The sequence below is a fragment of the Alloscardovia omnicolens DSM 21503 genome, assembly GCF_000420505.1.
In the GTDB taxonomy this organism is placed as follows: domain Bacteria; phylum Actinomycetota; class Actinomycetes; order Actinomycetales; family Bifidobacteriaceae; genus Alloscardovia; species Alloscardovia omnicolens.
Genome location: NZ_ATVB01000014.1, coordinates 15,422 through 38,428 on the forward strand (window position 1 = coordinate 15,422; position 23,007 = coordinate 38,428).

Annotated in this window: 20 protein-coding genes, 1 tRNA gene and 1 rRNA gene; 15 read left to right on the forward strand and 7 right to left on the reverse strand. The window is 54.8% G+C overall.

The window, feature by feature from the left end; translation table 11 throughout:
* The first annotated feature begins 34 nt into the window (after positions 1–34).
* The 4 genes from G464_RS0106255 (at position 35) to G464_RS0106270 (ending at position 5,355) form a co-directional block, all read left to right on the forward strand.
* Positions 35–934 (forward strand): carbohydrate ABC transporter permease, encoded by a 900-nt coding sequence (locus tag G464_RS0106255; RefSeq protein ID WP_022857168.1) that lies wholly within the window; start codon positions 35–37, stop codon positions 932–934.
* Positions 935–968: 34 nt separating this feature from the next.
* The gene (locus G464_RS0106260; RefSeq protein WP_022857169.1) at positions 969–1,979 is read left to right on the forward strand and encodes a carbohydrate ABC transporter permease; all 1,011 of its coding nucleotides are present in this window, start codon (positions 969–971) and stop codon (positions 1,977–1,979) included.
* A gap of 169 nt (positions 1,980–2,148) precedes the next feature.
* On the forward strand, positions 2,149–4,245 hold the full coding sequence (locus G464_RS0106265) for a beta-galactosidase (protein ID WP_022857170.1): 2,097 nt from the start codon (positions 2,149–2,151) through the stop codon (positions 4,243–4,245).
* Positions 4,246–4,287: 42 nt separating this feature from the next.
* Positions 4,288–5,355, forward strand: a complete 1,068-nt coding sequence (locus G464_RS0106270) for a LacI family DNA-binding transcriptional regulator (RefSeq protein ID WP_022857171.1) — start codon at positions 4,288–4,290, stop codon at positions 5,353–5,355.
* Here the strand turns inward: G464_RS0106270 and G464_RS0106275 are convergent.
* Together G464_RS0106275 and G464_RS0106280 are read right to left on the reverse strand one after the other, a co-directional pair.
* Positions 5,330–6,832, reverse strand: a complete 1,503-nt coding sequence (locus tag G464_RS0106275) for a sialate O-acetylesterase (RefSeq protein ID WP_022857172.1) — start codon at positions 6,830–6,832, stop codon at positions 5,330–5,332. The genes G464_RS0106270 and G464_RS0106275 overlap by 26 nt on opposite strands.
* The gene (locus G464_RS0106280) at positions 6,817–7,875 is read right to left on the reverse strand and encodes a GDSL-type esterase/lipase family protein (RefSeq protein WP_022857173.1); all 1,059 of its coding nucleotides are present in this window, start codon (positions 7,873–7,875) and stop codon (positions 6,817–6,819) included. The genes G464_RS0106275 and G464_RS0106280 overlap by 16 nt, the downstream gene beginning before the upstream one ends.
* Before the next feature lie 586 nt (positions 7,876–8,461).
* On the opposite strand from G464_RS0106280, the gene G464_RS09195 reads away from it, so the two are divergent.
* Complete coding sequence (locus G464_RS09195) at positions 8,462–9,073, forward strand: hypothetical protein (RefSeq protein ID WP_022857175.1); 612 nt, start codon at positions 8,462–8,464, stop codon at positions 9,071–9,073.
* Between the two features lie 110 nt (positions 9,074–9,183).
* Here G464_RS09195 and G464_RS10130 read toward each other — a convergent pair whose 3' ends face one another.
* The gene (locus G464_RS10130) at positions 9,184–9,342 is read right to left on the reverse strand and encodes a hypothetical protein (RefSeq protein WP_162138582.1); all 159 of its coding nucleotides are present in this window, start codon (positions 9,340–9,342) and stop codon (positions 9,184–9,186) included.
* 23 nt (positions 9,343–9,365) lie between these two features.
* The gene (locus tag G464_RS09200; protein WP_022857177.1) at positions 9,366–9,710 is read right to left on the reverse strand and encodes an iron chaperone; all 345 of its coding nucleotides are present in this window, start codon (positions 9,708–9,710) and stop codon (positions 9,366–9,368) included.
* A gap of 165 nt (positions 9,711–9,875) precedes the next feature.
* On the opposite strand from G464_RS09200, the gene G464_RS0106305 reads away from it, so the two are divergent.
* The 8 genes from G464_RS0106305 (at position 9,876) to G464_RS09950 (ending at position 18,255) form a co-directional block, all read left to right on the forward strand.
* Positions 9,876–11,765 carry a heavy metal translocating P-type ATPase gene (locus G464_RS0106305; RefSeq protein WP_420834447.1) on the forward strand — a complete coding sequence of 630 codons (1,890 nt, stop codon included), beginning with the start codon at positions 9,876–9,878 and terminating at the stop codon, positions 11,763–11,765.
* A 16-nt stretch (positions 11,766–11,781) separates the two neighbouring features.
* On the forward strand, positions 11,782–12,816 hold the full coding sequence (gene fbaA, locus G464_RS0106310) for a class II fructose-bisphosphate aldolase (protein ID WP_022857179.1): 1,035 nt from the start codon (positions 11,782–11,784) through the stop codon (positions 12,814–12,816).
* 486 nt (positions 12,817–13,302) lie between these two features.
* Positions 13,303–14,604 carry an adenylosuccinate synthase gene (locus G464_RS0106315; RefSeq protein ID WP_022857180.1) on the forward strand — a complete coding sequence of 434 codons (1,302 nt, stop codon included), beginning with the start codon at positions 13,303–13,305 and terminating at the stop codon, positions 14,602–14,604.
* Positions 14,605–14,613: 9 nt separating this feature from the next.
* Positions 14,614–15,270 (forward strand): fluoride efflux transporter FluC, encoded by a 657-nt coding sequence (locus G464_RS09725; RefSeq protein ID WP_022857181.1) that lies wholly within the window; start codon positions 14,614–14,616, stop codon positions 15,268–15,270.
* Between the two features lie 44 nt (positions 15,271–15,314).
* Positions 15,315–15,968 (forward strand): GTP pyrophosphokinase, encoded by a 654-nt coding sequence (locus G464_RS0106325; RefSeq protein ID WP_022857182.1) that lies wholly within the window; start codon positions 15,315–15,317, stop codon positions 15,966–15,968.
* A 3-nt stretch (positions 15,969–15,971) separates the two neighbouring features.
* Entirely contained in the window at positions 15,972–16,652 is a 681-nt protein-coding gene (locus tag G464_RS0106330; RefSeq protein WP_022857183.1) for a response regulator transcription factor, read from the forward strand.
* Positions 16,645–17,868, forward strand: a complete 1,224-nt coding sequence (locus G464_RS0106335; RefSeq protein ID WP_021617247.1) for a sensor histidine kinase — start codon at positions 16,645–16,647, stop codon at positions 17,866–17,868. The genes G464_RS0106330 and G464_RS0106335 overlap by 8 nt, the downstream gene beginning before the upstream one ends.
* 12 nt (positions 17,869–17,880) lie before the next feature.
* Positions 17,881–18,255, forward strand: coding sequence for a fluoride efflux transporter FluC (locus G464_RS09950; protein ID WP_143739580.1), 375 nt, complete (start codon positions 17,881–17,883; stop codon positions 18,253–18,255).
* Here G464_RS09950 and G464_RS0106345 read toward each other — a convergent pair.
* Positions 18,252–19,718, reverse strand: coding sequence for a ClC family H(+)/Cl(-) exchange transporter (locus G464_RS0106345; protein ID WP_239659916.1), 1,467 nt, complete (start codon positions 19,716–19,718; stop codon positions 18,252–18,254). The two genes, G464_RS09950 and G464_RS0106345, sit on opposite strands and share 4 nt — an antisense overlap.
* 650 nt (positions 19,719–20,368) lie before the next feature.
* Between G464_RS0106345 and ilvA the strand changes: the two genes are divergently transcribed.
* Entirely contained in the window at positions 20,369–21,691 is a 1,323-nt protein-coding gene (gene ilvA, locus G464_RS09215) for a threonine ammonia-lyase (protein WP_022857186.1), read from the forward strand.
* Here ilvA and G464_RS0106355 read toward each other — a convergent pair.
* Together G464_RS0106355 and G464_RS0106360 are read right to left on the reverse strand one after the other, a co-directional pair.
* Entirely contained in the window at positions 21,653–22,390 is a 738-nt protein-coding gene (locus G464_RS0106355; protein WP_022857187.1) for an SIR2 family NAD-dependent protein deacylase, read from the reverse strand. The genes ilvA and G464_RS0106355 overlap by 39 nt on opposite strands.
* A 32-nt stretch (positions 22,391–22,422) precedes the next feature.
* Positions 22,423–22,496 (reverse strand) — tRNA-Pro (locus tag G464_RS0106360).
* A gap of 444 nt (positions 22,497–22,940) precedes the next feature.
* Here G464_RS0106360 and G464_RS0106365 point away from each other — a divergent pair.
* Positions 22,941–23,007, forward strand: a 16S ribosomal RNA gene (locus G464_RS0106365); the annotation flags it as partial.

The following is a 23,007-nucleotide window of genomic DNA, read 5'->3' on the forward strand; positions in this document are numbered from 1 at the left end:
CTACATAACGCTTAACAAAAATGAGGAGTACACCATGAGTAATGTGGACACTGTTCCAACGAACAAGCGTCACGGAGACTGGCGCGGATGGAAATTCGTGTGGCCATTCTCCTGCGCATTCATCTTCGTCTTTATCGTCCCAGTTCTTTACGCTATCTGGATTTCTTTCTATCAAAACCGCATGGTTGGCGGAAATAAATTCGTAGGTTTCGCGAACTATCAAAGACTTCTTAGCGATGCACAGTTTTGGAGCGCGGTCGGACACGTAGCTCTCTTTACTGTGGTGCAGGTACCAATCATGTTGTGTTTATCGGCCATGATGGCGCTCGCCCTCGACTCCATGAAGCTGCACGGTACCAAGTTCTTCCGTATCGCAACCTTCTTGCCATACGCAGTACCAGCCGTGGTCTCCACCCTTATTTGGGGTTTCGTATACGGCGCAAAATACGGCCTGGTTGGCTCCATGAACTCCTGGTTCGGCTGGCACGTCGATGTCCTGAGTCCTAACGTTTTGCTCGCCTCTATCGGAAACATCGTAACCTGGGGTTACGCGGGCTATAACATGCTCATCTTCTACAGCTCCTTGTCTACTATCCCTCACTCGCTGTACGAAGCGGCTTCGATCGACGGTGCAAGCGAATGGCAAGTCATCAAGAGCATTAAACTGCCTGAGCTGAGAGGCTCACTGGCAATCACCGTTATCTTCTCTATTATCGGCTCGTTCCAGCTGTTTAACGAACCAAGCATCTTGCAGAACATGGTTCCAGGAAACGCGGTAACGACCTATTACACGCCAAATATGTACGCGTACAACCTGAGCTTCTCAGGTAACCAGAGTAATTACGCGGCAGCACTGGCCATCGTTATGGCCATCATCACTATGGCTGTGGCTTATGCAGTGCAGTTGCGCGGCATGAAAGATCAAATGAAGTAAGCAGCACAAAGCAAGCACAAGTTTGGAGATAACCATGGCAACAGCACAATCAACGTTAACAGTAGACAAGTTGGATAAGAAAACTGTAGCGCTCAAAGAAAAGGAAGTGCGTAAACGCGAACGTGAACGCGCGCGCCGCATACGCATCGACGAGGAAGCCGAGCGCAAACGCGCAGCCAAGGCAGGCTTCGCGAACGTAAACAACCCGCGTCGAAGCATCGGTTTAACACTCGTATGCGCTATTTTCGCCTTCTACTGCCTCTTCCCGTTCATTTATTTAATGATTAACGCCACGAAAACGCAGGCGGACTTCACCTCGACGTTTGGTCTCGGCTTCGGTAAGGGCTTCGCCTTGTGGGACAACATCGTAGGCGTATTCACCTACCAGGACGGCATCTTTACCCGCTGGTTCATCAATACGATTCTGTACGTAGTACTGGGCGCAGGCGGTGCGACCCTGCTGGCAATTATGGGCGGTTACGGTCTTGCTAAGTTCCGCTTCCCAGGTCGTAAAGCAGTGTTCGCGGTGATTATTGGCTCGATTTCTGTGCCAGGTATCGCGCTCGCTGTTCCACAGTTCCTTTTGTTCGCAAAGCTCGGCCTCACCAATACACCGTGGGCAATGATTATTCCGTCGCTCATTTCTCCGTTCGGTTTGTACCTCATGTGGGTGTTCTCCGATCAGGCAGTGCCAACAGAACTGCTCGAGGCAGCGCGTGTAGACGGCGCTGGAGAAATGCGCACCTTCTTTACCGTAAGCTTGCCACTGCTGGCACCAGGTATCGTAACGACCGCGCTCTTTACTATCGTGGCGACATGGAATAACTACTTCCTGCCATTGATTATGCTTAAGGATTCCAACTGGTATCCACTGACTATCGGTTTGAACCAGTGGAAAGATCAAGCCTCGATGGCGGGTGGAACAGCTATTCAAAACCTTGTGATTACTGGTTCGCTTATTACCATTATTCCTCTGGTTATTGCCTTCCTGCTCCTGCAGCGCTACTGGCAGTCCGGCCTGGCAGCTGGAGCTGTAAAGGAATAAAAAGGATAAAATACAATACCTGCCGACGCGAAGACTGGGTCTTGCTCTCCTGATTTATCGCAAGCCTTCTAGCTTGCAAGCATGCCTCCTCCATCTTCCTCACTTCGGTGACTTTTGAGGTCTTTGCGCCGGCGCTCCTCCTCTTTTCTTAGACCATAAAGGACTTCTTATGAAAAGCCTTACGAACAGCAGATTCTCATGGCCAGCACTGCTTACTGAAAGCACCACCGGCATTGCTTTTGGCGGCGACTACAATCCCGATCAGTGGCCAGAAGATGTGTGGACTCAAGATATTGAGCTCATGAAGCGCGCTGGCGTTAATGTTGTAGCTCTGGGAATTTTTAGCTGGGACCGCATTCAGCCTACTGAAGATACATGGGATTTCGCGTGGCTCGACCGCATTATCGGGCTCTTAGGCGATGCTGGTATTGCTGTAGACCTAGCAACATCCACCGCGAGTGCGCCAATGTGGCTGTATAAGAGGTATCCGCAAGTTTTGCCAGTCGACAAGTATGGTCACACTGTTCATGCAGGTTCGCGTCAGTCGTGGCGTCCAACAAGCAAGGTTTTCCGCGAGTTTGCATTGGAAATGTGCCGCCAGTTAGCACTGCGTTACGGCAATAATCCAACGGTCACGTCGTGGCATGTGGGCAATGAGTATGGGTGGAATAACCGCCACGACTACTCGGAAGACGCAGCGCAAGCCTTTATTACCTGGTGCGAGAACAAGTACGGCACTATCGATGCGCTCAACGAAGCATGGGGTACCAGCTTCTGGTCGCAAGAAGTGCGCAGCTTCGACGAGGTTCAGTTGCCCTACCATATGGGCGCCGACTCGATGGTTAACCCCTCGCAACAGCTTGATTTCGAACGCTTCGGCAACGATATGCTGCTCGATTTATACCGTGCAGAACGCGATGCTATACAATCAATCTGCCCAGACAAGCCATGCACAACGAACTTCATGATTTCCACCGATCAGTGCTCTATGGACTACCAGCAGTGGGCAGCAGAAGTAGACTTCGTATCCAACGACCATTACTTCCATGAGGGCGAATCACACCTCGACGAGCTCACCTGTTCCGATGCGCTCGTTGCTGCTTTGGCACAGGGTAAACCGTGGTATGTTATGGAACATTCGACATCTGCTGTGCAATGGAAGCCTCTCAACGCACGCAAGCGCAATGGCGAGCTTTTGCGCGATTCCTTAGCTCACGTGGCTATGGGCGCCGATGCTATTAACTTCTTCCAATGGCGCCAGTCGCGTTTTGGAGCAGAAGCTTTCCATTCGGCTATGGTTCCTCATGCAGGCGAAGATTCGAAGCTTTTCCGTGGCGTATGCGAACTCGGCTCGAGCCTCAAGCTCCTCAGCGATGCTGGGCTGCCAGGAAGCACGCTAAAGCCTTCCGATACGGCCATTCTGTTTAGCGCAGCCTCGGAATGGGCAACGCGCTGTGAGACTTTGCCAAGCAAGAAACTCTCGCACTGGCATGATGTTTTGGCATGGTACCGCGGATTTGAAGACGCCGGCGCTCGCGCAGACGTCGTTCCGCTCGCCAACGATTGGAGCGACTATTCCACGGTAATTTTGCCGACCGTGCTCGTGCTCTCGGACAGCGACACAGAACGCTTAGCTACTTTCGCGAAGAACGGCGGTCGCGTAATTATTGGCTACGCCACAGGTTTGATTGATGAAAACTTCCACATTGGCTTGGGCGGCTACCCAGGCGCAGGCAACGGGCTACTGCGAGATATGCTCGGCGTGCGCGGGGAAGAATTCAACATCCTCGGCGAAGAGCTGGGTGACGAAGATCAAGCGATTAAGCTCTCCAATGGCGCTCAATCAGTGCTGTGGCAAAACGATATTTCGGTTCGAGACGATGTCGATGTTCTCGCGACCTACACGGGCGAAGCTGCAGACGACTGGGAGCTCAACAACATCCCAGCCTTCACGCGCGCTCGCTACGGCAAGGGGACCGCATATTTCGTTGGCTGCGACCTCGACCGCGCAGCCATTGCGAATTACCTCGGCGAAGTGCTGCAGACAGAAAGTGTAACCACTACCAACCTCCTGCATACCGTGCGTGAGAGCGAAAACGCTGTTTTCGACTTCTACTTCGCACGAGCAGAAACAGACTTGGCGCTTGTATGCCTCCCGCAGGACGCCCAAGTGCTCATCATCTCGAGTGCACAAAAATCAAGCGATACAGACAACTCATACGCTCTGAACCGTAATGGTATACTCATTACGAAAAGAGGGCGCTAAACCAAGCCTAATCTCAGGGGCTTAAGCGATAAAGGGGAACGCATGGCAAGCTCGACAGACTCGAATATGCACAACAAGCGCGTTACGCTACGCGATGTCGCACGCGAAGCCGGCGTCTCCCTCAAAACCGCGTCCAACGTTATTAACGGAACCGGACGTATGGCGCAGTCTACGCGCGATCATGTGCAAGGGGTTATTGATACGCTCGGTTACCGCGTCAATATTGCCGCGCGCAACCTCAACCGCAATCATACGGGCTTTATAACGCTTGCCGTGCCGAGCCTTACGCCGCCGTATTTGGCGGAACTGGCCAACCGTGTTATCGACGAGGCGAGGCTGCGCAACTATTCCGTGTACGTTACGACGTACGCGGAGGGTTCGGCGCAGGGTGCGCGCGAACTGATCGAGAACTTTAACAGCACAGTGTCTGATGGCATGATTTTGTCGATGAGTGAGGTCGAGGAGTTTCATCCCGAAGACCTCGAAACCTCGTTCCCGCTCGTATGTGTGGGTGCGCGAACCACGTGGGGCAAGGCAGATCATGTAGCGCTCGACGATGTGCAGGCCGCGTCACGAGCTGCCTCGTATCTGTTCGACTGCGGCTCGAAACAGCTCGCCGTCGTGGGCATGCGCGAAAAGAACGTAGACCTCAGCACCATTCTTACCGCCACAGAAGGTAATGCGCAGCTTCGCGCTCGCGGCGTTGTGGAGGAATGCGCACGCCGTGGCCTCGACATGGATGAACGCTTGCTCGGCTACACCGGTCAGGACTGGACGATTGGCTCCGGCTACCGCGTTACCGAGCGCCTGCTCGAAAGCAAAGTTCCGTTTGACGGCATCGTTGCGCTCAACGATCAGCTCGCGATTGGCGCGATGTCCGCTTTGCGCTCGCATGGCGTTGAGATTCCGGGCGATGTTCAGGTGATTGGCTTCGACAACATCGAGGAATCCGCATACCTGCAGACCCCGCTCACTACGATGGATTCGCGTTTGGAATGGATCGCGCCAACCGCTGTCGACCGCATTTTAGGTCGCATCGACGGCAGCATTAACGCGCCGGAGGATATTATCGAGACGGCAGACGTTATCGTTCGAAAGACGACACGATAAACGGTTCTGCAGGAACACCGGATCGGCTCATGATTGGCTTCGCGCCCCAGCAATACCAACCGTAACGCAGGCTTTCTGGCTCGTTCGCGCAGGAGAGGAGAACCTCGTTTCCGTGCACCAGCACTTTCGAGACCTCGATATCAAAAACAGCACTATCAACGTCGGGCACTAGCTCCTCGTTAAAAGCTAACAGCACTTGATTTGAATCGAGTAAACGCGCGGACAGCAGTTTCACGCTCGAACGGGTTAGCACAGTGTGTGCTAAACGGCGACCGGGCGTGCGCTTATCGGTGGGATGAACATCGTCTTCCTCGCCGCAATCCATCAAACATGCCAAAAACGCGCTGTCGGTTTCACGTGCAACCTGCGCTTGAGCGGCGCGAATCTCCACCCACCCCAGCGTCTCCATAAACTGGGGAAGTTGCGCAATAATAAACGGCAGGTTCGCGCTCCACGCAGCGCGCCACTGATCAATCATGTGGCGCAATAAAATCGCATAATCATTGGCATGCGGCGTATCTTCCTCACCTTGATACCACAGCACTCCGCGCGCGCTAAATGGTGCGATGCGCTCAACCATAGCCTCGAACGGACCGGTGGGTCTAAACTGGGAAAAATTGGTGAGCGGCGGCGGCCAGGGGCACTCGCCACGGTTCGGGTTGCCGGCTGCAGCGTTCCACGCATCAAAATCGTTCTGCCACGCGTTCATGCACGCTCGCTGCTCGCTCTCACTTAACCCCTCAATCGCTTCAAGATAGTGCTGCCAATAGCGCTCGCCCTCTTTCGCGCTGAGCAGAAAATCGCGGCTCATCCAGCAGCTTACCGAGGTGCCACCCACATAACAATCAACAATGCCAATCGTTACGTTCGGTTCGCTCTCGAGCATGCGCTCGGCAAAGAAAAACGCCACAGCGGACATGCTCCCGCTCGTGTTCTCGTTGCAATTGTGCCAAGTTGTCAGCTGCTCGTCGGCGAGGAGCTCGCTATCGACGCGACCGCGCTTAGGCACGTTATAAAAACGAATCGGCAGGCTCGCGCTGTGCTCAATTGCGGTTTCGGCGCCGTCCGCGTTGTGCAACTCGAACTCCATGTTGCTCTGACCGGCCGCAATCCATACCTCGCCAATCATCACGTCCTCGTAATGCAGAAAAACGTTCTCGCCGCTTACGTGCAGAACGTATGGTCCGCCCGCAGGCTGAGCGGGCAGAGTTGCCAGCCATGACCCGTCCGAGTTCACAGTACAGGTCGCTACTGCAAGTCCGTGCGTATTATCGCTCAGACAGACGCGCACCTGCAGACTCGGCTCGCCCGTTCCGAAAACGGCAATCGGCGCGTCTCGCTGCAGCACCATATGATGACTAAAAATCGCAGCCGGCTGCAACTGTGCTGAACCGAGCGGCTTGCACGGCTGCGTGCGATCGGTTGTCCCGGTCTCGCTCGAACCCGGCGCTGGACCGGTTGCTAACGTGCGTGCCATATGCTGCCTCCCAAGTTTTCGATATGTGCAATCAGTTCGCGCGCCATCTCCTTATGCTCGACAATGCGCGGATGGCCAGGCGTCCCGCTTGCGTTGCGCGTGTATATCAGGTGAGAGATGCGTGCGGTTTTAAGCGAGTCTATCGCGTCCTTAATCGCGCGGTCCCACGTGCTGTCGTGCTGCATAATCGACGTCGCGCACACAATATGCGCGGACGGATACGTTTCGCGCAAAGTCTCGAGGAACGCTGCGTAATTGCGGCGCCACTGCTGAGCACGCTCGCCCTTGTAGTCGCTGGCCATAAAGTCGTGCGGATGTGCGTCGTTCTGGCCTAGAGCGACCACAATAATGTTTGGCTGATACTGTTGGGCGTTCCACGTCGTGAGCGGCCCAAGATCGGGATTGTATTGCACGCGGTCCCACACGCTGGTCATGCCGATATAGTCCGGCTCATGGAACCAGCCGATACCATCGGTGAGCGAGATGCCGCCTTGAGAAATCGTGTGCAGCTGCGCGTTCAGCTCGCGCGCCGCGATAGCCCCGTACGACCACCACGCGTTACTGTAAGCGCTCAAATCCATGTTCGGATCTGCTTGACCTGCATAGAGTATGGCCTCGTTGCGCTCGCCGCAGGTAATAGAGTCGCCAAACATAAGGATTTTGCGCTCGGGAAGCGGGTTGGACGTTGGGTGGGCTGTTGCGTTGTCATCGAGCAGAAAACCCTCGACCTCGATATAGTGCTGACCGTCTTGGCGCTTAAAGAACGTTACCTCGTGATCGATATCCGGCAAGTTTTCAGGGAGAAGGAGGTTGAGTGTCTCGTTATCTTGATTGATGCGCAGTTTACGCTCGCAGCCGTCAATGATGATGCCGATATGCGAGTCGCCGTACGCGCGGCGATTTCTGAGTCGGATGCCGATGCGCGTGCCGGTGAATCGGAACGTGGCTTGAGTGTAAGGGAAGACCCAGAGTTGGGCGGTGGCTATGTTTTCGGTGCGACCCATGACTTGAATCGCTGAATCCGTAATGCTCAGAAGCTTCATTGCATTCCTTTCGCGACAACGACTTAATCGGTTCAGTTAGGTTTTATGATAGTGGGTGGTATGGGCAATGGGGTGGGCGAGGGTCGTGAGGAGTGATTTACGGTACGGCTCGTTTTTCACGACCTTATAATGATGGTTTTGGGGCCGTGGGCAACGAGTCGTAAAGTCAATCATCTTTCACGCCATGATTTTGGCTGAAAATGCTCATCTGACAAGCCCTGACTATATTCAACGCGACTCCACCTGAAAACAACATGCGTAATATCAACGCTAACTAACAGTTCTAGCAACACGAAAATGACCGACCAAAAAGTCGAGTCAAACCCAGTTCAACACCCCATATACCGCACAATATCAACAAAAACCAGGAAACCCAGCAACACAATCTAACCAATAAGCCATGAATCAAACATGCGATGAAATTATTGATTTTGAGATGCTGGGTTATCTGGAGCAGATTGACATGGATAATCCGTCGTCCCCTATGACGATTAAGTGAGAGATTATTGAGTCCATCAACAGGGCGATTGCCGCCCACAACAAGGGACCAGAAGACCCGCCTGGGTCTGGCGAGCTCCCGTCCCCTATGAAGGGCGACGACAGGTACAAGATGCTCAAGACCCTGCCAGCAAGGCAGGTCGCCTTGATTCTCATCCATCGCCACCGCGTGCGTCGCATCAATGTCGGCGGCACCAAGACCAAGAACTACGCGCTTGGCATGTCTGTCTCCGAAGGGGCGGACGAGGGAATCTATGACTTCGACGAGGACAAGATTTGCGCTCTGGCATCCGAGTACAACGCGATTGACGACTATCGCAACTGGAAGTCTGTCTTGGAGGCACTCAAGGTCTTGGCACCAGTTGTCGCGCCTTGTGCGGATGCGGATTCGGTTGCCGTCGGAAACGGCATCTACGATTACGGGAACAAGTTCTTGATACCGCTCGACCCCGAGCTTGTCTTCACGATGAAGTCGCATGTGGATTCGTCGATAATGCGCCGAACCAGTTTATCAAGATGCCCGACGGCGAGGTCTGGGACGTCGAGAGCTGGATGCAAGGCCTTTCTGACGACCCTGAGGTGGCGGCTTTCCTCTGACGCGTGCTCGGCGCAGTCATACGCCCTAACGTGTCATGGAACCATTCCATCTGGCTGCTGTCCGAGGTCGGCAACAATGGCAAGGGCGCGCTGTGCCGACTGATGAGGAATCTGCTTGGCGATGGCGCACATACGTCAATCAACCTCAAGCAGTTCGCTGAGCAGTTTGGGCTTGATGATTTGCTGAACGCATCGGCAACAAATATTTTCGGGTTACAGAAAATACGGATGAAGCATGTAGCTTGCGGTCTCTTGCAAATCTTGCAGTAGTGCAAGATCGTTACGAGAGTCAATAACACTAGGGTTGTTGGTAGTAAGGAATTCTTTCGTAGCAGAAAATGGGACGCCCAAACCATCGAATGTGCGTCCCATCGAGTAAAGAAGCTCAATTAACCTTACTTCTCGCATTTATACGGATTCATCTCATCCGGCAGCCAAAAACTCGTCACGTCTTTCTTCAGCTCCATCTGCTCCGCAATCGCACGGTTGAGCAAATCAAAAGGCAGCGGCTTGCTCAGTGGGAAGTTTACCGTGCGCTTTAAGCACTTGTATCTAGCCGCAGTAAAATCAGTGCGCATACGCTCTAAAACAACGTCCTCGGCCGCGCCGCTCACATGTGCTTTCGAAGCGGAAAAGCCAACAATAAACGTGCCGTGATGCGTAAACATCGGCTGGTTCCACGCGATGTGCGTCTCAAGTTCAGTATGATTCTCTACCATCCACCCGAGCAGTTCGCGCATAAATTCGCGCGTCGTATCGGGAACGCGCGGACCGGCGAGGTACTTCTCGAAATCAGCAGGAAGTTGGGTAGCTATACTATCTCCTTCGATGCAAGTATTGTTCGATTAGTATACCTGTAAGGAGCAAAGATGAAGAACGCTCAACTGCAGCGCGTGTGGCAGTCCATGAAGGACGTGCCCATGCTGTTCGTTACGCTCGCGGTGCTGCTCGTGCTCGTTATTCTGAGTGAAAAGGGTTTCGAGGACGCGCGTGTGTGGGTGGTGGCCGGGCTTGTGCTCGTCACCGTTATCGATACGCTCATCGGCATGATTGCCGACATTAAAGAAGGCCACGTCGGTTTGGACGTGCTGGCTGTGGTGGCGATTATTTCCACGCTGGCCGTGGGCGAGTTTTGGGCATCCTGGGCCGTTGTGCTCATGATTTATTCCGGCTCGGTTATCGAGGCGTACGCGCAAAGCTCGGCCGAACATAACCTCACCGCTCTGCTCAGCGCTGCTCCTCAGACCGCGCATGTGCTCGGTGCGAACGACAGCCTGCGCGATGTGCCCGTTTCCGAGGTTCAGGTTATGGACCTGCTACTCGTTAAACCGGGCGAAACCGTTCCGGTCGATGGCGTCGTTATGAGCGAACGCGCGGTTGTTAATCTCGCCATGATTAACGGCGAACCGCTTCCTCAAACCGTTTTGAACGCTCAGCGCGTGCCATCAGGCGCGGTGAATGATTCCGAAAGCTTTACCCTGCGCGCCATCGCCTCCGCCGAGGATTCGCAGTATCAGCGCATCTTATCTCTGGTTAAGCAGGCGCAGGAGTCGCGCCCGCGCTCGGTGCGTACCGCTGATCTGCTGGCTGTGCCGTTTACTGTTATCGCGTTCTTCCTCGCCGGCTTGGCCTGGTTCCTCAGCGGCGATCCGGTGCGCTTTACTCAGGTTCTCGTGCTCGCCACGCCGTGTCCGCTGCTCATTGCGGCTCCGGTCGCGTATCTGGGCGGTACTTCGCGTCTGGCTGCCGCGGGCGTGCTGATTAAAGGGCAGGAAGTGCTCGAACAGCTCACGCGCGTCGGTTCGGTGTTCTTCGATAAAACTGGAACGCTTACGGTTAAGCAGCCGCAGGTTGTGCGCGTCGAGCGTTTTACCTCGGGCTATAGCGACGACGTGATTCTCGCTGCGGCCGGCGCGGTCGAATCGTACTCCATCCATATTCTGGCGCTCGGTATTGCGCGTGCCGGCAAGAAAGTGCGCGCGGCTACTCTGCCTGTGCTCAACGTGGACGCAGTATCTCACGTGTCGGAACGTAGCGGTTATGGGGTGAGTGCTATCGTGGACGGTCACGAGGTGCGCGTCGGCCGGCGCGGTTTCGTCGAGGAATCTGCAGACAGTGCGGGCTTCGCGAAATCAGGGCGATTGCTGAAGCACGATGCGAGACTGACGGCCCTGCGCGAGGCAGACGAAATGGGTGCGTACGTTTCGATTGACGGCGAACTCGTCGGGCGAATCGTTCTGCGTGATGTTGAACGCTCGAATGCGCGTACTACTATCGAGCGTTTGCGCGCTCTGGGCGTGCGCTCTATTTCCATGCTTACCGGTGATGGTCCTGTGTCCGCGAACCGCGTGGCAGCGGCCGTGGGGATTGCTGTCGAGGACGTGCATGCGAAACTGCTGCCGGAGCATAAGCAGAGGATCCTCAATAATGCGCGTAGTGGTGGTGGAGCTGGCGCGATTGTTATGGTGGGTGATGGCGTAAACGATGCGCCAGTGCTGGCCGCGGCCGATATTGGTGTCGCGCTCACGGACGGCTCGTCGTCGGCGGCCTCCCAAACCGCGCACATGGTTATTATGAACGACGACCTGAGCTTGCTGTCGCGCTCCATCGAGATTGCGCGCCGTACGCGCCGTGTTATGCTGCAGGCTGTTTTCCTTGGCCTTGGGTTGGCTCTCGTGGGTATGATTGTAGCAACGTTTGGAGTAATCCCCGCAGTGGTGGGTGCTTTCGGTCAGGAAGCGATTGACGTGGTGTCGATTGTGTGGGCGCTCAATGCTGTGCGAGAAGTGAAGTAGGTAATTGTAGGTAATTATGACAGTTGCAACACCAGAACAATATTCCGCCATGTTGGCGGCAGCGCGCGAAGGCGGATACGCTTTCCCCGCCATTAACGTAACGAGTTCACAAACGCTCAACGCGGCTTTGCAGGGCTTAGCAGATGCCGGTTCGGACGGTATTATTCAAATTTCTGTGGGTGGTAGCGCGTATGTGAGCGGACAAAAGCTCAAAGACCGCGTTGTGGGTTCACGTGCTTTCGCGGCTTTCGCGCGCGAAGTTGCCTCGCAGTACCCAAACATTACGGTCGCTTTGCACACAGACCATTGCGCGAAGCAGTACCTCGGCGAGTGGGTTGATCCTCTGCTCGACATGGAGATTGGGGCCGTACGCCGTGGCGAGGAGCCGCTCTTCCAGTCGCACATGTGGGACGGCTCGACTGTGCCACTGCAGGAAAACCTCGATATTGCTTCCCGTTTGCTCGAGAAATCGGCTTTGGCACATACCGTGCTCGAAATTGAGATTGGTGCTGTGGGCGGCGAGGAAGATGGTCATCGCGCGGAAATTAACGAGAAGCTGTATTCGACTGTGGACGATGCGCGTTTAGTTGCCGACCGGCTCGGCCTGAGCGTTGGATCTGACGGTGCTGCGCGGTACATGGCGGCCTTCACTTTCGGCAACGTACACGGTTCGTACAAGCCAGGCATTGTGAAGTTGCGCCCCGAGATTTTGCGCGATATTCAGGGGTTTGTGGGGTCTAGCGAGGGGCAGAGCAAACCGTTCTACCTAGTCTTCCACGGTGGCTCCGGCTCTACCGCGTCTGACATTGCACGTGCGGTAAGCTATGGCGTGGTAAAGATGAACATCGACACCGATACCCAGTACGCCTTCACCCGCGCCATCGCCGGCCACATGATGGCTAACTACGACAAGGTTCTTAAAATCGACGGAGAAGTGGGCGATAAGAGCAAGTACGATCCGCGCTCTTGGGGTCGCGAAGCCGAGGACTCTATGGCCGCTCGCGTAATCGAGGCCTGCGTTCAGCTCGGTTCGGCTGGGCGGGCGATTTAACAATTCACCCCGTACTACAGGTTTTGTTGTGGTAAGGGGTGATTTGTTTGTTGTGGGGTGTGCGCTTGGCTTTAACTTTCATCAGTAACGACATTGGTGAACGTTAAAGCTTTCTGACCGGTTAAATCAGTGGTGGTAAAGGCTTTACCAGGTAGCGCTAACGCACAGCTATGAAAAAGCTACAGCAGCAACCCTGTACTCGTATGCGCTCATATGCGAGCAAAATCAAGCTTTCCAAGCACAAAACGAGCTGACCGGATGCTGTATCGTTCATAGATAACCATCATCTATGAGAGTTAAAGCTTTCTGAAGCCAAAAATACGCCAGCGGAAGGCTTTGCCATTCATAGCTAAGCATTAGCTACGAAAGCTAAAGCAGAAAACGCCCGCCGGGCACATAACCCAAACACTCCACCGCCCCACTCCGCCCTCGTAGAGCGTTCAGAGTATCCTCGGAATGTAGTTCTTTTATGCGTGAGGAGTCAATATGCCAGGCGTTATTCTCGTTGGAGCACAGTGGGGCGACGAAGGAAAGGGCAAAGCGACCGACCTTATTGGCGGTCAAGTCGATTACGTTGCTCGCTTTAATGGTGGTAATAATGCTGGTCACACGGTTGTGGTGGGCGAGGAATCTTACGCATTGCATTTGCTGCCATCCGGCATTGTAAACGCGAACGTTACTCCTGTTATTGGTAACGGCGTGGTAGTCGATCCAGAGGTTCTGCTCGAAGAAATTGAGGGTTTAGAAGCGCGCGGCGTGGACTGCTCGAAGCTGGTCATTTCGGATTCGGCTCATATTATTGCGCCTTACCACCGTGTTATTGATAAGGTAACCGAGCGTTATGCTGGAAAGCGCAAGATTGGTACCACTGGTCGCGGTATTGGCCCTGCTTATGCAGACAAGATTAACCGTGTGGGCATTCGCGTACACGATTTGTATAATCCAGAGATTTTGCACGACAAGGTAGAAGCGTCGCTGCGTCAGAAGAATCAGATGCTGGTGAAGATTTACAATCAGCGCGCTATCGACGTGGAGGAAACCGTAGCTTTCCTCACCAAAATGGGTGAAAAGATTCGCAAGTACGTAGATAATACTGGTCTTCTGCTCAACAAGGCTATCGATCGCGGCGAAGTAGTGCTCTTCGAAGGCGGTCAGGCAACCATGCTCGATGTGGACCACGGCACCTACCCATACGTCACCTCGTCGAACCCAACCTCGGGCGGCGCATGCACGGGTACAGGCGTTGGACCAACAAAGATCGCACGCGTAATCGGCGTATCCAAGGCATACATCACTCGCGTGGGTGAGGGTCCATTCCCAACTGAGCTCGATAACGAAGACGGAGAATGGCTGCGTCAGCAAGGTCATGAGTTCGGCGTAACAACTGGTCGTCCACGCCGTTGCGGTTGGTTCGACTCGGTTGTTAACCGTTACGCTACTCAGGTTAATGGTCTCACCGACATTGTGCTTACGAAGTTAGACGTGCTCACCGGTCTTAAGACTATTCCAATTTGCGTAGCCTACGATGTAGAAAATGCAGACGGCACACATACGCGTTACGACGATATGCCAACCGATCAGGATGCTTTCGCGCGCGCTACGCCAATCTACGAAGAGATGCCAGGCTGGAACGAAGATATTTCTCAGGTTCATCGTTTCGAAGATTTGCCGCAAACCACGCAGGCATATGTGCGCCGTTTGGAAGAGCTGTCCGGCTGCCGCATTTCCGCTATCGGTACCGGTCCTCAACGCGACCACATTATTTCTGTGCACTCCCTGCTCGACTAAACAGTAACCGTGGCAAAACACAGGACAGCGTCGCGCGCTCGAAAACCGCGCGTTAATCGCACACCTCTCACAGACATCTGGATGTACCTAGTGGTGTTTGTGGGCGGTGCGCTGGGCACTGCCGCGCGTTACGGTATAAGCAGCAGCATGAACACGCTGCCACATCCGCTGTCTATTCGCTGGGGAACTTTTACCGCGAACGTTATAGCAGCTTTCGCGCTCGCAGCCATTACTGCGGCCCTGAGTCACACCTTGCTCTCTGAGCACGCGCCGGCATCTCAAAAGCGCGCAGGCGAGTTGATTTCTAAAGGCCTTGGCATGGGCGTGTGCGGCGGTTTATCTACGATGTCTACGCTCGCTCTCGAGATTGCGGCGAGTGATTACGGCTGGTCGTATGCGATTGTTTCGCTCGCTGCCGGCATCGTCAGCGCCATTCTTGGAGCGCTGTTCGGTACGTGGGCAAGCGGAGCCAAGCGCGCGCAACGTCGAGCACAACAGCACCAGCAACAGCAAACGCTGCGCCGTTCTCGCGTGAGCGCTCGTCGCCGCGCCCACATTCAAAACAAGAGCCAAAACAAAAGCGTAACGCGCCGCGTAAGCCGAGCTACGCAAAAAGCTAGTGAAAATTCGCAGCGGGTACGTGCGCGCAAGCATCGCAAGCACTAAAGTCATCACGTAAACAAGCAGCGAGCAATCACAAGGAGTTTGCGATGACCGAGACCGCGCCTGCCGCGCCAAGCGCGACGCCAAGCGCCGCGCCCGAATCGATCTACGGACCGTACCGTCGCGCAATGGAGCGCGTGCGCGACAGCGTCATCGAATCGCTCGAACAAGCCAACGCGCGAACCAAGGAATCAACCGGCTATTCGTTGTACGAGCACGTGAATACGCGCATAAAATCAGACGAATCCATGCGCGAAAAATGTGAGCGTAAAGGTCTCGAAGCCAACGCTTACAATGCGCTCACCCGTGTGCGCGATGCGATCGGCGTGCGCGTGGTTACCCGTTTTATCGACGATATTGAGCTGGTGGTGCGCGAGCTCGAGCAGATTGAGGGCGTTGAGGTCGTCGAGAAAAAAGATTACGTTTTTAACGCCAAACTGAATGGCTACCGCTCGTATCATGTGATTGCCAGCGTGCGTGACCCTCTAAACCCAGCCAGCGCGTACTTTGTGGAAGTACAGATTCGCACTATCGCGATGGATTCGTGGGCGGCGCTCGAGCATGAGCTTAAGTACAAAAAGGGCATTAAAAATCAGGAGCGTATTGTCGCCGAGCTGAAGCGCTGCGCGGACGAGCTGGCTTCCTGCGATATGAGTATGCAAACGATCCGCCATTTAATGAATGAGGCCGAAAGCGAGTAGCACGTGAAAATCCTTATAGCAGAAGACGAGCAAGCGCTGCGCCGCGCGTACACGGTGGCGCTCGAGAGGCAGGGGTACGAGGTAACCGCGGCCGCGAACGGTCAGGAAGCCTTAGATTTAGCGGAATCCCATGCCTTCGACGTTATGATTTTCGACATCATGATGCCGATTAAGACCGGTCTCGAAGCCGTGCAGGAGCTGCGCGCTCGCGGAAACTCGACGTACATTATTATGCTCACCGCTATGTCGGAAATCGATGACCGCGTAAACGGCTTAGATGCCGGCGCCGACGACTACCTCACCAAACCGCTTTCGCTTAAAGAGCTGATGGCGCGGCTGCGTTCGCTCGAGCGCCGCTTCGACACGAATTTTGGCAGCAAAGAGATTAACTTCGGTAACATAACGCTTAACGTGCGCGAGCAGGAAGTGAGCGCGCACAGCTCCATGCGCTTAAACGCGAACGAGGCGAAACTGCTCGAATATCTTATTCTTAACGCGCAACACGCGCCGGTTACTCACGAAGACGTGTACGAGCACGTTTTCGCAAACAACGAGGATAAAGACGCCGGCTACGTTTGGATTTACATTTCGTACGTTAAGAACAAGCTCAAGGCTATCGGCGCGCAGGTGCGCATAACCGGCGAGGACGGCGGCCCGTACGGTTTGGAGATAGCTGATGCTTAAAAAACTTCGTTTGCGCTTTACCCTTATTACAGCGCTGGTTGTGCTGATTATTACGATTGCGCCCATTTCTGTGCTCAACTTCGTCTCGCACTGGGAGAGCGGGCGCGAAACGAGCGTGCTGCTGCGGCTGATTAACTTCCATAAGGGCATGCTGCCGGCGGAAAGCGTAGACGGAGAAAGTGAGCATTATCAGTACTTTAGCGTGTACCGCTCGTCTAGCGGGGAGGTTTCCGTAACGTCCAAGCGCAACCTCGATAACGTGTCGGACACGCAAATATCCTCGGCTGCCGAGACCCTGCTTGATTCGTTGAGCACAGCGGGAACGGTGATTATTGCCGATCAAAGCTTCTCCTACCAGGTGGTGAGCGAGTCGGACGGGTTGCGCCTGTCCGCCGTGAATATTAACGCGCAACTCGCCAACCGTTCGCGCCTGTTCCATATCTCCATCGCCATGTTCCTCGTGGCACTGTTCTTCTTTATAAGCGTGGCGGCCATCATTTCCAAGTGGGCGGTGCAGCCTTTCGTGGAGAACTACAAGAAACAGAAACGCTTTATTGCCAACGCCGGGCACGAGCTGAAAACGCCGCTGGCTATTATTTCCGCGAACACCGAGCTACAGGAGATGATGGAAGGCGAGAGCGAATGGAGTGCGTCTACCAAAGCGCAGGTAGAGCGCATGACTGCGCTGATTAATCAGATGGTGTCGCTGGCACGTTTGGAAGAGCAGCCAGATGTGACGCTGGGCGACGTGAACTTCTCCGAAACCGTGCAGAACGCGGCCTCCAGTTTTAAGAGTTCCATTATGCGCGACGGTAAAACTTTCCACATGGACGTGGCCGAGGGGATTAACATTAAAGCCGAAGCGAAATCCGCTTTCGAGCTGGTGAACATTCTCGTGGACAACGCCAACAAATACTGCGATGACGGTGGCAACGTGTCTGTGCTCTTGCGCAAGTCGCGAGATCCGCGCTATTCCGCGCATCTTGAAGTAGCCAACACCTACATGGACGGCAAAGGCAAAAACTATTCGCACTTCTTCGAACGTTTCTACCGCGATGACGAATCGCACACGCGTGCCGGTTCGAGTGAGTCGGAGAAAACCACGTCCGGCTTTGGCATTGGACTGAACATGGCGCAAAGCATGGTGAAGCTCTTTAAGGGCCGCATTGACGTGCGATACAGTGAGGATACTATTATTTTCGTAGTACGACTGTAGGGAAGGAATGTTGTGTCTCTAACAACACTGCTGATGGTGAGCCTGTGCGGCGGTCTCGGAGCTGTCGCGCGCTTCGTTGTGGATACGCTCATTAAGCGCGTCTCCACCGGCTTCTTCCCATGGTCCACGTTATTCATTAACACGCTGGCCGGCTTCCTCTTCGCCGCCTGCGTTATCTATCTGCGCTCCTACGACCTGAACATGTACGTTCTGGCCACCAGCGGCTTCCTCGGCGGCTTCTCCACCTTCTCGACCGCGATGAACGAAATTATTTCGCTCGCCCGCGCTCGTCACTTTGTTGACTGCCTCGTCTACGCCGTCTGGTGCATCGGTCTGCCCGTATGCGCGGTTCTCGTAGGCGTTGCCCTGTTTGGCGCTCTCGCTTAGTATGCGCTCGAGCACAGCAGGTTCAGCTCTTCTCTCGCTTGGCGCTGATGCTCGCCGGTATACATAACCACAATCCCATCACCCGGCTGAATAACCGTTGTTGCGCGCGGTACGAACTCTTTGCCGCCGCGCCGCACAGAAATAACCGCGGTATGTTCTGGCCAGTTAATCTTTCCAATCGCTTTGCCCATAGCCGCGCTATCGAGTTCGACCGGCAGAGAGATTAAGGCTGATTGACTTGCTTTATCCACCGTTGGTTTGCTCGACTTCATAAAGCGATTGAGCAGTGCGTGATAAATCGGCTGCGTTCTGAGCGCATCGGAAACAGCCAAAGAAATTAGGGTGACCGTTGCCACCGGAAGCATGTGCACGAGCGAACCGGTCATTTCAATCACCAACATCATCGACGTAATCGGAGCCTTCACCGAAGCCGTGAGCGTTCCCGCCATCGCCAAAACTGCGAACGTGGCAATCAGTTGCGGACTAATCGGAGCAACCCGCGCGAAAATACTGCCGGTCACAGCGCCTACCGTCAAAATCGGCAAGAAAATGCCGCCCGGAGCGCCGCTGCCGAAGCTGGTCGCGGTAAAAAGCATTTTTATGAGCAGTAGTACGACGAGCATTCCCAGCGGGCTTGCTGCGTGTTCGGCGAAATCGATAAGCGTGGCGCCGCCGCCCAGAGCTAGCGGCAGGAAAATGCCCACCGGCAGAGCCAGTGCAATCGCAATAAACAGGCGCCAGTGCAGTGCGATATGACTATACGCGGTCTGCAAGCCGAGCAACAGCGCGTTCATCGCCGCGCCCGTTATGCCGCTAACCAGGCCGAGCGGGATGAGCCACACATAACTGTTGAGGTGGAGCTGTTCGACCGCGACGAAATGCAAAACTGGGTTAAAGCCCAGGAAAATCTTAGACATGAGGTCTGCGGTGAGTGCGGCCGTGGTGGCGGTGAGCAAAACAGTCGGGTTAAAACTGCGGTAGACTTCCTCGAGTGCGAACATCATGCCGGACAGTGGGGCGCTGAACGCCGCGGACAAGCCTGCCGCCGCACCTGCCGCCGTAAAGTTATCGCGCTCAACATTGTTCTTGCTCATGCGCACGCCAATGCCGGCAGCTGTGGCCGCACCGATTTGAATGGACGGGCCTTCACGGCCGAGGCTCATGCCGAAGAAGCCGCAGACGATGCCTGCCGTAAAGCGCACAAACAGAATTGACCACCAGCGCATTTTGAGCCCCCACAACAGCACGCCCTCAACTTGAGGAATACCCGAGCCGGTAGCCATCGGCTCCCACGCGACGAGCTTGGCGATGGCTGCTGTGGCTGCTGCGGCGGTGAACAGGAATGCGAGGATTGTTAGGGGGTGGTTAGCCATGTATTGGTACGCGACTACCGCCCAATTATTGCCATACGCGATGATTGCTCGATACGCCACCACCAACAGTCCCGCTCCCGCGCCGCACATAATCCCTCGCAACGCAATTGACCACTGACGGCGGTGCGACCCCGACAGCAGCTCCTGGATGTGCGTGCGGTAGCGGCGTGAAAGCGCGCGGGTGGTGGGGGTGGTGTTTTCGTTGTTCGTGGCGGTGGTGGCGGTTGAGTTCGTGAGGTCGAAGTCGTCGGCGATATCGTCCACAACGTCGGCGTTGAGATCAGGCTCGTGGTTTGGTTTGTGACTTGGCGCGGAATCGTGTGCGGTCATGATCTTCTCCTTGCAGTTTCCGTGCCTTTGCCGGCGCTCATACTCTCAATGTTCTCTATCTTACTCGTGGGGGGGGTGGGGGGTATGGCGGGCTAACAATGTTCACGTCCGTTTGAAGGCTGGTTTTGTGGTGGATTCGAACGTGAACAGTGTGGCTTCGCTGAACACACAATGCTCACGTCCGCAAGTTGTTGAAAATTGGGCTTATCGTGTGCGTGAACAGTGTGAGTATGGCGTACGACACTCTCTACGTCCTCTCGGATGTTCCTGAATCGTGAATGGCTAGAGCGATTCACGATTCACGCACCAACACCACCCACCCCACCACCCGCGCGCCGCACGCCCTCGCCTGTACAACCGTGCGGTTTAGACTTGGAGCAAGATAGATGCGAATCAGTGAGGAGACATCCATGACCACCACCCACGCGACCCACGAAAATCACCCAGCAGAAACCTACGCCGACTACCTCTCCCGCGACCACGCCGCTGACCTCAAACTCGCAGCCGAGCGCTTGGCCTCGGTCGCACGCCATACCCACCTCGAAGAGTCCCAGATTCTCTCCGAGATGACCGGCGCTCGCGTGCTGCTCAAGCCAGAGAACTTGCAGAAGACCGGCTCGTTCAAGCTGCGTGGTGCGTATAACAAGATCGCGTCGCTGTCGCAGGACGAGCTCGACCGCGGCATCATCACGGCTTCCGCAGGCAATCACGCGCAGGGCGTAGCGTATGCGGCTCGCGAACGTGGCGCGCACGCGACGATTGTTATGCCGCGCATCACGCCGCCAATCAAGGTGGATGCTACCCGCGCGCTGGGTGCGACGGTGGCGCTCGAGGGTGATGTTTTCGACGAGTCAAGCGCGTACGCTGCCAATGCTGCGCGCACGCAGGGTCTCACTTTTGTGCATCCGTTTAACGATTACGAGGTTCTCACCGGTCAGGGCACTATTGCGATGGAGATTTTGGAGGACTGCCCTGAGGTTACCGATATCCTCGTTCCGCTCGGTGGCGGCGGTTTGGGCGCGGGTGTTGCGATGGCTGTAAAGACTTTCGCGCCGCACGTGCGCGTTATTGGCGTTACGCCGGAGGGCTCGGTTGCCTTCGGTCAGTCGTTCGCGGCCGGCGAGCACCGCGTGCACGCTGCCGACGCTGTGCACACGGCTGCCGAGGGCGTTGCCGTGCGCGAGCCGGGTTCGCTCACTTTCGCTCTGCTCGAGAAGTACCTCGACGGCTTCGTTACTGTGTCCGAGCGCGATATTTCCGAGATGATTTTGCTGATGCTCGAAAAACATAAGCTCGTCGTCGAGGCTGCCGGAGCCGTGTCTTTGGCTGCTTTGAACGTTCTCGATAAAGTTCAGGCTCTTCCTGATTTAGAGGCGCCGCTCGAGGCTCCTGCTTTGAGTGAGCGCGTAATCGTTCCGATTTTGTCCGGCGGCAATATCGATACCGTTACGATGGGCGCGGTTATTCAGCGCGGTATGATTTCGCGCGGCCGCATTATGCAGTTCGGCGTTGAACTTCCAGATACGCCTGGTCAGCTCGCTTTGATCGCTCAGATTCTTGCTGATTTGCGCGCGAACGTGATCGAGCTGAACCACGATCAGTTCAAGGCTCAATCACATTACACAAACGCGGTACTGCTGGAAGTGACGGTTGAAACAAACGGTCCTGATCATATCCAACAGATTATGGACGCTCTACATGTTAAGGGATTCCGCGTCAATCGCGTCTACTAAAGCAGGTAAAGCTTTCTCAATGGGCTCGCGAATAATATCGTTCGCGAGCCCATCCATATGTGTGGGCTGTGCGTTCATAATGCGAATGTGCTTACCGAGCTGAGCGGCGAATGGAATCAGCGATGCTGCTGGATACACTTCCAAACTCGAGCCAATCACCCACAGCTCATCCGCTTCCTCTATCAGGGCTGCTGCTTTCTCCATCGCGCCATGTGGGAGAGCTTCACCAAAATAGGTAACGTTCGTCTTCATCAAACCGTTGCAGCGTGGACAGTGCGGATCCGGAGTCTCATCTAAAGCGTCCATAATCTGCGCGGTCTTGCAGTCAAAACCGCAGTCCATGCAGTGCGAAGTGGCAATGGTTCCGTGCAGGTTGACAACTTTCTCGGGCGAATTGCCCGCGCGCTCGTGCAGACCGTCGAAGTTCTGCGTGGCAATAACGCTGAGAGCGCCCATCTGCTCGAGCTTAACCAGCGCCTGATGTGCCGGACCCGGTTGCGCCTGCCACACCGCGGACTCCTTCTGCCAGCGCCAGGAGTACTCCCGAGCCTGCTGATTGCTCACAAACAAATCGATGTCGTACACGCTCGTCTGCTCGGGATGCTTGGTCCACACGCCATCGGGACCGCGGAAATCGGGGATGCCTACAGAGGTGGAAATGCCTGCGCCGGTAAAAACGGCAATAAGTGGAGTAGTCATACTTCGATTGTAGACCGGGGAAAAAGAAAAAGTCGGGTTAGCGGGATTTGAACCCGCGACTTCCTCGTCCCGAACGAGGCGCGCTACCAAGCTGCGCTATAACCCGATGTTGCCAATATTGTGGCAACGGTGGATATCCTACTCCGTGCACGGCATATTTTAAGAGAAGGGCGTGTGCTTGCGCGGTTTGTGGTTGCGGTGGTACTATATGCAAGGAAAAACAATGATGTATTTCTGTGTTGATTCGCAGAAATGAACGCGACACGCCGATGCTTTGCATCTGGGCGCGTGGTGGTGTATTGTTTTTATTCGCTGCCTGATGCGGCTGATTCCTCTTTGGTTTGGGGTTTTGGTTGGTTTGTGTTGTGGTGGTTTGAGAACTCAAGAGCGTGTTTTGTACTACTTTTTATGTTTTGATAATGCCAGTGACAGCTGAATGATTTTGTTGTTTGGTTGTTTTTTGTGCGTTGAATGCTTTATTTTTTGTAGAGTGTTTTTCGTTATTTTTCTTTTATTTTGTGAGTCATTTATTGTGATTCTTCATGATTTTTTTGTGGAGGGTTTGATTCTGGCTCAGGACGAACGCTGGCGGCGTGCTTAACACATGCAAGTCGAAC